Source organism: Rhodothermales bacterium, from assembly GCA_013002345.1.
GTDB lineage: Bacteria > Bacteroidota > Rhodothermia > Rhodothermales > JABDKH01 > JABDKH01.
The window spans coordinates 1-9,234 of record JABDKH010000127.1 but is presented as its reverse complement, the minus strand read 5'-3'; the positions used below and the strand labels follow the sequence as shown (position 1 = coordinate 9,234).

Genomic DNA, 9,234 nt, shown 5'->3' with positions numbered 1-9,234 from the left:
GGATCGATCTGGCTTCTGGCGGCACTCGATTACAACTGGTCGATCGCCGTCTGGGTGGGAATGATCGCTCTCGCCGGCCTCGCCGCCGAGACCGGGGTCGTGATGCTGCTCTATCTCGACATCGCCTACGAAGACTGGAAGCGGAAGGGGAAGATGAACAGCTACGCCGATCTGGCCGAAGCTGTCGATCACGGGGCCGTTCAGCGGATCAGGCCCAAGATGATGACCGTCATGGCGACGTTCTTCTCGCTCGTGCCGATTCTCTGGGCAACCGGGACCGGTTCGGACGTCATGCGCCGAATCGCCGCTCCGATGGTCGGAGGAGTTTTCACGTCGTTTGTCGCTGAGCTGCTGGTCTTTCCCGCCATCTACTTCATCTGGCGTGCCGTCAAGGTTGAGAAAGGCCCCTTGTTTCCTGTTGCCGATGAGGACGAATCGCAGCCCGAGCCCGCAGAGGCCTAAAGGAGTAACCAATGAAACTGATCAAAGCATTCGTTCGGACGACTCGAGTGGATGAGGTTGTTCGCGCTCTCGAGGCAGCGGGCGCCCCCGGGATCACCATCTCTAGGGTTCACGGTGTGGGGTACGGCTACGAGCCGCTGCTCTTCACCTTCGCGCCGAGCAAGTACCACAAGATGCTCGAGGTCTCAAAGGTCGAGGTCGTCTGTTGTGCACCGGATGTCGAGTGTCTTGTCGAAGCTCTCGTCAAGGCCGCGCACACCGGGGTGAAAGGCGACGGAATCGTGTTCGTAACCCCTGTCGAGCAAGCAATCAAAGTCCGGACCGGGGACAAGGACACCCGGGCTCTGGAGAACCGAGGAGGAAAACCATGAAGATCAAAATTGCAAGTACAAGCATCGTGCTGTTGCTGCTGCTGCCACTGGTTGGGGGAATGCTCGCCGCCAGCGGAGCGGATGAGACGAATGCGTTCCAGGAGGTCCTGGGGCACTACGAAGCTGTTCGCCTGTCTCTGGTGAAGGACAGCATGGCCGATGTGGCCGAGCACGCCAGCGCCATCGAGCATCGGATGCACAAACTCGCAAAGGCATTCAACGCTCGCGAAGCTGGTGTCTCAGCGGAGAAATCTGCCGAATGTGAGGAGCTCCTCCCAGAGATCTCTTCGGCAGCAGCCCGTCTCGCTGGGAGTGAAGATCTCGAGTCGGCGCGCGAAGCCCTGTTCGAGCTCAGTAAACCGATGGGCCGCTACCGCAAGTTGGCCGGTACAGAGGGCTCGATGGTCGTCTTCTGCCCGATGGCCAAGAAAGCCTGGGTACAGCCACACGGCGAGATAAGCAACCCATACATGGGGCAGGCCATGCCCACGTGCGGAGAGATCATCGCCGACTAGTGGGCGAGTGGACGCAAGACTGAACAACAGAAACAAGAACAGGAGATATCAAGTCATGAACCGAGTAGAGATCAATGTGAAATCGAAGACGCTACGAAAGGCCTCCGCCTTCGTCGGAGGTCTGCTTTTCTTGCTGGCAGCCGGCTGCAGTAGCGACAACCCGAGCCCGACAGCGGCCACCAAACCCGACCTGATGATGACGAGTGCAAGCATTGTGGTCAACGACCAGTCCGTGAACGGGCAGACCCTCTCTCGGGGGGAGAGTACCGGTGTGAGCACGCGATTTGAGGCTCAGATCGCAACGTTTGGGCTACCGACTGCCCCCGTAGAAATGTGGCTCGAATATGGGCGACCGCAAGGCTCTGGACTGCCTCGAGACACGGGGAGGCTTCGGCTCTACGACGACGGGATGCAGGGCGACCTGGTCGCCGGTGATGGCCTCTACAGCTTCGAGGACCTCGCTGGTGACTACGGAATTCACTCGATGGCAGCCCCAGTGGGTGAGTACCACTACGAGTTCTACGGATTCCATGACGATCACGAGACGAATCACATAAACACCACGGTCACGATCATCGACTCGTGACCGCTGACGTCACCGGGAGGATCGAAATGCAAGGCAGCTACGACTACGGATACTGGCCACTGGTGATCATCCACTCGATCATCTTCATCGTCTTTGCTTTCAGCTTCACGAAACCAAAGACAAAGCGTGATTGGCGGTCTTTGGGGGCCTTTTCGGCGTTCATCGTGGCGCTATTCACCGAGATGTATGGCTTTCCGCTGACGATCTACCTCCTTTCCGGATGGCTGCAGAGTCGCTTCCCCGGCCTCGACGTCTTCTCTCATGAGTCCGGGCACCTCTGGGGCACGGTGCTCGGGCTCAATGGGAACTCTCATTTCAACCCGATACACGTGTTGAGCAACGTCCTCATTCTCGGTGGCTTCATTGTGCTGGCGAGAGCCTGGAAGGTGCTCCACAAGGCACAGCAGGAGGGCACTTTGGCAACCGAGGGTCCGTACGCGAGTGTTCGTCACCCACAGTACTCGGCGTTTGTCGTGATCATGCTCGGCTTCCTGTTCCAGTGGCCAACGCTTCTCACCCTGGTGATGTTCCCGGTGCTGGTCTGGATGTACGTGGCGTTGGCGCGACGTGAGGAGCGTGAGGTGCGGGCGACGCTCGGCGAGGTGTATGGCCGTTACGCCGAGAACACTCCGGCCTTCTTTCCATATCTCGGGAACGTTCCTCGAGAGGCGAAGGCAGAGGCTCGAAGCGAGTAGGTGTAATGACGAATCAACTCATCCGTCTGCAGATCTGGAAGGCAAGGAGGCATCACGATGGAGATACTCACTGAAAACTGGTTTTTCGTTCTGGTCATTCTGGTCTGCGTCGGCGTCCATGTTCTGGGCCATGGCCACGATCATGGTCACGATCATGGTCGAGGCAAGGATGAAGACCGGCCGGATTCTGGCCGATGATGAAACGGGATGTCTGCATCGCTGCCCAGAGGCTTAGTGCGCAGGCGTTATGTCAAGGGAGGTCGTTATGCGAATGAAACTCACCAAGGTCCGCGGGATAGGCCCAAGAGCAGCCGCGGCGTTGTATGCGCACGAGATTGAATCCGTGGAGACCCTCGCTGAAACGGACGTTGCCACGATCGCAGGCATCCGTGGCTTCGGTCCGGCGAGTGCCCAGAGAATCCTTGCTGCTGCCTGTGAGGCAATCGGCGGTCAGGCGTCTGATTCCCGGCAGCAGAGTGCAGCGCCCAAGGGCGGTGATGAGGGCAAGAAGAGAAGGGGCAAGAGGAAGGGCGGCAAGGACAAGAAGAAGGCTGAAAAGGCCAAAGCCAAAAAGAAGGCCAAGAGAAAAGGCAAGAAGAGCAAGAAGAGCAAGAAGAACAAGAAGAAGTAGTCGCCGCGTCACGTGGAGCCTGCAGCGACAACCTCTGTAACAAAGCAATCGGGGGAGGATTCCAAATCATGTTTAACCTCAAGATCTGGTTCTGGTCACTAGGCTTGGCAGCGGCCATCAGCTTCGCACTCTGCGTCCTGTGGGGGCTCGTCACACCGCAGTCCCTGCATATGCACGAGTTTCTCGAGATCGTCCTACCTGGCTTCCAGTGGCTATCAGTAGGAGCGTTTTTCATCGGGCTCATCGAAAGCTTCCTGTGGGGAGCTTACGCAGCCCTGGTTTTCGTTCCGCTTCACAACTACTTCTTTCGGAAGTGGGCCGGAGCGGCCGGATGAGTGCAGCGCAAGGAGGCATTGCACTCGAGCAATTCACAACGATTCAAGGAGGAATCACATGAGACAGAAGAACATCACAAGACTGAGCATCGCGGCAGCCGTTGTAGCCGTCATTCTGATGGGAGCGACGAGCATCGTGGCTGGAGAGTCCGAGGAGAAGCCTTCGATGGGCCATCCGGGCATGGGCGGAGAGGCCATGATGGAAGAGGGGATGATGGCGATGCACCAGAAGATGCACGCCAAGATGAAGGCAATGGACGAAAAGCTGGATGCGCTCGTGGCTGAGATGGATGCCGCTGGCAGCAGAAAGAAGACCGATGCCGTCGCGGCCGTGGTGGCCGAGTTGGTAAGCCAGCGCAAGGCCATGCACGCGATGATGATGAAGATGCAGCCCCAGATGATGGAGCACATGCGCACCGGAATGATGGAAGGCATGAAGCAGTCGATGGGCGATTGCCCGATGATGAAGAAGATGCCGTCTGGAGAGGCGCAGGAATCTCCCGAACAGCCGTCGGAGCATCGCCACGAGGGATGAGGGAGGCGTGGAGCCGGGGCGCGGGCGCCGAGGCGACTTGGCCCCGGCTCAAACGCGGTCTCCTATTCGTCATTCTGAAAGGAGAGTGAGTAGTGCAGCACTGGGATTCATGGTGGCACGCTGGCGGGATGTGGATCTTCTGGTTCGCGGTGTTCGCGATCGTGGGCGCAGGAATCTACCTGGGGGTGCGGGCGATGAAGAAGACCGAGCCTCCGCGAGAGTCGCCGCAAGAGATCTTGCAGAGGCGTTTCGCGAGCGGTGAGATCACGCGCGATGAGTACGAGCGGGCGATGAAGGACCTGCGTCAATTCTGAGGTGGTTCGATGGAGTTGTTCCAGGTGGGCAGGCAGCGTTGCGAGTGTGTACTCGAGTCGCGTGAGCCGAAGTTTGTCGTCGTGACAGGGAGCCCCGGAGCCGGGAGGAAGGAAGTTCTGGGTCTGGCATTGCGCTCATTCTGCTCACAGGTGGCGGTCCTACCCAGGTCGGCGGCCTCTGTCTTTGGGACTGAGTTCCCATTCCACTTCACCGATTCGGGCCGCCGAAGCGCTTTGCGATCGGTCTATTGGGCTCAGAGGAGGCTGGAGAGATCGATCGCCCAAGATGGGCGAGTGGCGGTGGTACTGAGTGATCGGGGCACGGTGGATGGGTCAGCCTTTTGGCCCGAGGGTCCGCAGGACTATTGGAGTGGGATCGGAAGCACTCTCGAGAAAGAGATGGCCCGCTATACGGCGGTCGTCCACTTGGGAGCACCGAAGATCTCATCCCGGCGCGACCGGAATTCGCAGGTGGGAGAATCGTCTGGGCCCGCGATGCTTGATCGCCGCGCTGAGGGCGTGTGGGACCTGCATCCAAACTGGTCCTCGGTATCGAGCCGCACCGACTTTCAGGCCAAGGTGATGGCTGCGCTCGAGATCATTCGCACCGAGCTTCCGGAGTGTTGCCACTCCGACCTCCCCCATGAAGGTGAATCGGTTGTCGAGGAGGCGCCCTCTTGATCTCGGACACTTACGTCTGGCTCGTCTGGTCGAGTGCGTTCTTGGTCCCTTGGGCGGTCCTCTTTTGGGCGTTCCGGCAGCACCGGCAAGCCATGCTCTGGGCCAGTTTGTTCACCATGCCCTTTGGGCTCACCGAGCCGCTCTTCGTGCCTGAGTACTGGAGCCCGCCGAGTCTATTCGACCTGGCGCTGAGAACTGGTTTCGACATCGAGAGCCTGATCTTCTGCTTCGGTATTGGCGGTGTGGGGGCAGTGCTCTTCAACGCAATCGCTCAACGCCGGTTGCAGACGGTTTCGAGAGAAGAACGCCATAGCCCCAGGCATCGGTTTCATAACTGGGCCCTGGCTTCGCCGTTTCTCATTTTTCCGCTGCTGTACGTCATCCCCTGGAATCCTATCTACCCCAGCATTGTCGCGATGATTGTCGGAGCAGCGGCTACGGTGTTGTGCCGGCCGGATCTGAAGAGTGCCACGCTGGTAGGCGGAGTGACTTTCCTAGCCTACTATCTCGTGTTTCTGGTGGGACTCGAGTTGACGGCTCCCGGCTACATCGAGAGGGTCTGGAACCTCGATGTGCTCTCGGGTTTGTCGATCTTCGGGTTTCCACTCGAGGAGCTGATGTTCGCCGTGGCTTTCGGGGCCTACTGGGCCGGTGTCTACGAGCACTTCACGTGGCACCGAAGTCAGGCGTCTGGGGTAGCCATTGGCAGGGAGAACGGTGCATGAATAGCAGCCGCCTCTTTGAGATCCCGGTGATTCTCTGGGGCTTTGGGCTCAATGCTGTCTGGGAGTTCGCGCAGTCGGCCTTCTATGTGGATCACGCGAACGGGTGGCGATACGTGGTCTGGAGCCGTTTTCACTGCACGGTCGGCGACGTACTGATTCTCCTCGGAGCCTTCCTGGTTACCGCCGCGATTTCGCGCTCCAGGCGCTGGCCGGTAGATCGCGGCAACGCCGTTGCGGCAGTGTTTATCGGGGTAGGGCTCGCCTACACGATCTGGAGCGAGTGGTTCAATACCACGATTCGAGAAAGTTGGGCCTATGCGGCGGCCATGCCGCTCGTCTTCGGAGTAGGCCTCTTGCCGTTGTTGCAGTGGCTGGCCGTGCCAACCCTGCTCATCTGGATCCTCCGGCGCCAACCGGCGCGGGTATCTCTGAAAGGAAACTTGGAATGACCTCGGGGCACCACTCGAATACACACAGCCAACACGACGCTTCACACAACAAGAACGGTGCAGGAGGCGCCGGTGCTGAGCGGCAGGACGACTGCTGCCATGATGGCCATGAGGCGCCGCCGCCCGACTCGGGGACCAAGGCCCGGCCCGGCACCTACACCTGCCCGATGCACCCGGAGATCGTCACCGACGAACCGGGCGATTGCCCCAAGTGCGGCATGAGCCTGGAGCGCGTCGCAGGATTCCAGGTGTCGAAGTCGACGCAGTGGACTTGCCCGATGCACCCGGAGGTCGTACGAGACGAGCCCGGAGATTGTCCGATCTGCGGTATGGCACTCGAACCGATCGGAGGTGTTGCGGAGGACGAAGAGAACGCCGAGCTCGCCGATATGACCCGGCGGTTCTGGGTGAGCGCCGTGCTGACCGTGCCGTTGGTCGTGATCGCGATGTCCGATGCTCTCGGTCTTGCCTTTCTCGGTCGCCTCGCTTCTCCCCGAGCTCTGGGAGTCGTCGAGCTTCTCCTCGCGACTCCGGTAGTCCTCTGGGGCGGCTGGCCGTTTTTCGTTCGAGGCTGGAAGTCGATCGTCAATCGGAGCCTCAACATGTTCACGTTGATCGGCTTGGGAGTCGGGGTCGCGTATGTCTACAGCTTCGTCGCGGAGATCCTGCCGGGGATCTTCCCGGCGTCCTTTCGCAGCGAAGGCGGACAGGTCGCGGTCTACTTCGAGGCAGCTGCCGTGATCACGACCCTGGTGCTGCTTGGGCAGGTGCTCGAGCTGCGGGCGAGGAGCAAGACCGGAGCTGCGATCAAGGCACTGCTCGGTCTGGCGCCCAAGACGGCCCGAATGATTCGCGAGGACGGTACCGAACAGGACGTACCTCTGGAAGAGATCCAGCCCGGGGATCGGCTTCGCGTGAGACCGGGCGAGAAGGTGCCAGTGGACGGTGTCGTGGTGCAGGGAACGAGCTCGATAGACGAGTCCATGGTCACGGGTGAGCCGATTCCGGTTGAGAAGGGGCCGGGCGAGGCGGTGATCGGCGCGACGGTCAACGGAACCGGGTCGTTGGTCATGCAGGCCGAGCGGGTCGGCTCCGACACCCTGCTGTCTCAGATCGTCCACATGGTTGCGGAGGCCCAGCGTAGCCGCGCTCCGATCCAGAAGCTGGCTGACGTCGTGGCGGGCTACTTCGTTCCGGCGGTCGTGGTCATCGCGATTGTGACCTTCGCGGTGTGGGCGTTGATCGGGCCAGAACCAGCCATGGCGTTTGCTCTGATTAACGCAGTCGCAGTCCTGATCATCGCGTGTCCGTGCGCCCTGGGACTCGCTACACCGATGTCGATCATGGTGGCTACCGGCAAGGGCGCCACGACCGGAGTGCTGTTTCGTGATGCCGAGGCGATCGAGACTCTGCGCAAGGTCGACACACTGGTTGTCGACAAGACAGGGACACTCACCGTGGGAAAGCCGGAGTTGATGACCGTTCATGCTGTCAAAGGCTGGGATGAATCGGAGCTTCTGCGCCTGGCGGCGAGTCTGGAGCGTGGCAGCGAACACCCATTGGCGGAGTCGATTGTCACCGGTGCCGAAGAGCGAGGCGTCGATCTGGTCAATACGGACCACTTCGAGTCGATAACCGGCAAGGGGGTCAGGGGCTTGGTGGCGGAACGACGGGTTGCGCTCGGTAACCAGGCTCTCATGGTCGATGTAGGTGCCGATGCTGGCGAGTTGACGGGATTTGCTGAGGAACTGCGCAGGGATGGGCAGACGGTGATGTTCGTCGCCATCGACGGTCGCCCTGCCGGACTCATCGGCGTCGCCGATCCGATCAAGGACACAACACCCGAGGCCATCGCCCAGCTGCACCGCGAGCGTGTGCGAGTCGTCATGCTCACTGGTGACAGCAGAACGACGGCCGAGGCAGTGGCGAAGAAGCTCGATATCGATGAAGTCGATGCCGAGGTTCTGCCCGAGCAGAAGGCCGCGATCGTCAAACGCCTACAGAGCGAGGGTCACGTCGTAGCGATGGCCGGAGACGGTGTTAACGATGCTCCCGCTCTGGCGCAAGCCGAAGTGGGTATTGCCATGGGAACCGGGACCGACGTAGCCATGGAGAGTGCAGGTGTGACGCTGGTCAAGGGTGATCTGACCGGGATTGTACGGGCGAGAGTCTTGAGCCGGGCGACCATGCGAAATATCCGCCAGAACTTGTTCTTCGCCTTCATCTACAACGCACTTGGAGTCCCGGTAGCAGCAGGCGTCCTCTACCCCTTCTTTGGGATTCTCTTGAGCCCGATTATCGCCGCAGCGGCCATGAGCTTCAGCTCGGTCTCGGTCATAGCAAACGCCCTTCGACTGCGGAGCACTCGAATCTAAGGGCACGCGAGGAGGAACAACCAGATTGGTTGAGGAAGGAGTCATCTGATGAGTAGCAAGAAAAGGAAAAGAGACAGAGCGAGGCAGCTTCAGGCCGCTCGTAAGAAGAGCGCCGTGAAGCGAATCTGGTGGATCGGCGCTTTGGCGGCAGTGATGATGGTATTCGCCATCGGCCTATTTCAGACCGATAGACCTGCGGTTGCGTCGCCCATCGAGTTCACCGATGTGAGAGAAGAAACACAGAAGTTCATCGATTACTACAACTCCATCGAGCTGACGCCAGAGCAAGAGCTGATCAAGAAGAAGGCCCTGTCGAAGATCCCGGCACCATGCTGTAGCGACAACAGCGCCTACACCTGCTGCTGCCCCTGCAATATGGCGAAGAGCTGGTGGGGGCTGTCGCATCACCTGATCGTGAACGAAGGCTTCAGCGCGGACGAGGTTCAGGCAGCCGTTGAAGGTTGGATTGCCTTCATCGGCCCGAAAGGCTTCACAGGGAACGCGTGCTACACCGGTGGTTGCGTCCGACCCTTCCATCGCAACGGGTGTGGCGGCATGAA

Annotated in this window: 15 protein-coding genes; all 15 read left to right on the top strand. The window is 59.9% G+C overall.

Annotated elements, in window-relative coordinates; all coding sequences use genetic code 11:
- Positions 1 to 462, top strand: a 462-nt coding sequence (locus HKN37_06560; protein ID NNE46304.1) for an efflux RND transporter permease subunit, incomplete at its 5' end; no start/stop codon positions are given.
- Between the two features lie 11 nt (positions 463 to 473).
- Positions 474 to 833, top strand: a complete 360-nt coding sequence (locus HKN37_06555) for a P-II family nitrogen regulator (protein ID NNE46303.1) — start codon at positions 474 to 476, stop codon at positions 831 to 833.
- Positions 830 to 1,348, top strand: coding sequence for a DUF3347 domain-containing protein (locus tag HKN37_06550; GenBank protein ID NNE46302.1), 519 nt, complete (start codon positions 830 to 832; stop codon positions 1,346 to 1,348). The genes HKN37_06555 and HKN37_06550 overlap by 4 nt, the downstream gene beginning before the upstream one ends.
- Before the next feature lie 55 nt (positions 1,349 to 1,403).
- Positions 1,404 to 1,934 carry a hypothetical protein gene (locus tag HKN37_06545; GenBank protein ID NNE46301.1) on the top strand — a complete coding sequence of 177 codons (531 nt, stop codon included), beginning with the start codon at positions 1,404 to 1,406 and terminating at the stop codon, positions 1,932 to 1,934.
- 26 nt (positions 1,935 to 1,960) lie between these two features.
- Positions 1,961 to 2,629 (top strand): isoprenylcysteine carboxylmethyltransferase family protein, encoded by a 669-nt coding sequence (locus tag HKN37_06540; protein NNE46300.1) that lies wholly within the window; start codon positions 1,961 to 1,963, stop codon positions 2,627 to 2,629.
- Positions 2,630 to 2,686: 57 nt separating this feature from the next.
- Positions 2,687 to 2,827, top strand: coding sequence for a DUF2933 domain-containing protein (locus HKN37_06535; protein NNE46299.1), 141 nt, complete (start codon positions 2,687 to 2,689; stop codon positions 2,825 to 2,827).
- A 73-nt stretch (positions 2,828 to 2,900) separates the two neighbouring features.
- Complete coding sequence (locus HKN37_06530) at positions 2,901 to 3,260, top strand: helix-hairpin-helix domain-containing protein (protein ID NNE46298.1); 360 nt, start codon at positions 2,901 to 2,903, stop codon at positions 3,258 to 3,260.
- Between the two features lie 68 nt (positions 3,261 to 3,328).
- Positions 3,329 to 3,595 (top strand): hypothetical protein, encoded by a 267-nt coding sequence (locus tag HKN37_06525; GenBank protein ID NNE46297.1) that lies wholly within the window; start codon positions 3,329 to 3,331, stop codon positions 3,593 to 3,595.
- 58 nt (positions 3,596 to 3,653) lie between these two features.
- The gene (locus HKN37_06520) at positions 3,654 to 4,130 is read left to right on the top strand and encodes a hypothetical protein (protein ID NNE46296.1); all 477 of its coding nucleotides are present in this window, start codon (positions 3,654 to 3,656) and stop codon (positions 4,128 to 4,130) included.
- 128 nt (positions 4,131 to 4,258) lie between these two features.
- Positions 4,259 to 4,444 carry an SHOCT domain-containing protein gene (locus tag HKN37_06515; GenBank protein ID NNE46295.1) on the top strand — a complete coding sequence of 62 codons (186 nt, stop codon included), beginning with the start codon at positions 4,259 to 4,261 and terminating at the stop codon, positions 4,442 to 4,444.
- Between the two features lie 294 nt (positions 4,445 to 4,738).
- The gene (locus tag HKN37_06510) at positions 4,739 to 5,125 is read left to right on the top strand and encodes a hypothetical protein (protein NNE46294.1); all 387 of its coding nucleotides are present in this window, start codon (positions 4,739 to 4,741) and stop codon (positions 5,123 to 5,125) included.
- Positions 5,125 to 5,850 (top strand): hypothetical protein, encoded by a 726-nt coding sequence (locus HKN37_06505; protein NNE46293.1) that lies wholly within the window; start codon positions 5,125 to 5,127, stop codon positions 5,848 to 5,850. The genes HKN37_06510 and HKN37_06505 overlap by 1 nt, the downstream gene beginning before the upstream one ends.
- Entirely contained in the window at positions 5,847 to 6,299 is a 453-nt protein-coding gene (locus HKN37_06500; GenBank protein ID NNE46292.1) for a hypothetical protein, read from the top strand. Before HKN37_06505 ends, HKN37_06500 begins: the two co-directional genes overlap by 4 nt.
- A 167-nt stretch (positions 6,300 to 6,466) precedes the next feature.
- Complete coding sequence (locus tag HKN37_06495; GenBank protein ID NNE46291.1) at positions 6,467 to 8,674, top strand: copper-translocating P-type ATPase; 2,208 nt, start codon at positions 6,467 to 6,469, stop codon at positions 8,672 to 8,674.
- Positions 8,675 to 8,788: 114 nt separating this feature from the next.
- A partial coding sequence (locus tag HKN37_06490) for a hypothetical protein (protein NNE46290.1) occupies positions 8,789 to 9,234 on the top strand: 446 nt, incomplete at its 3' end.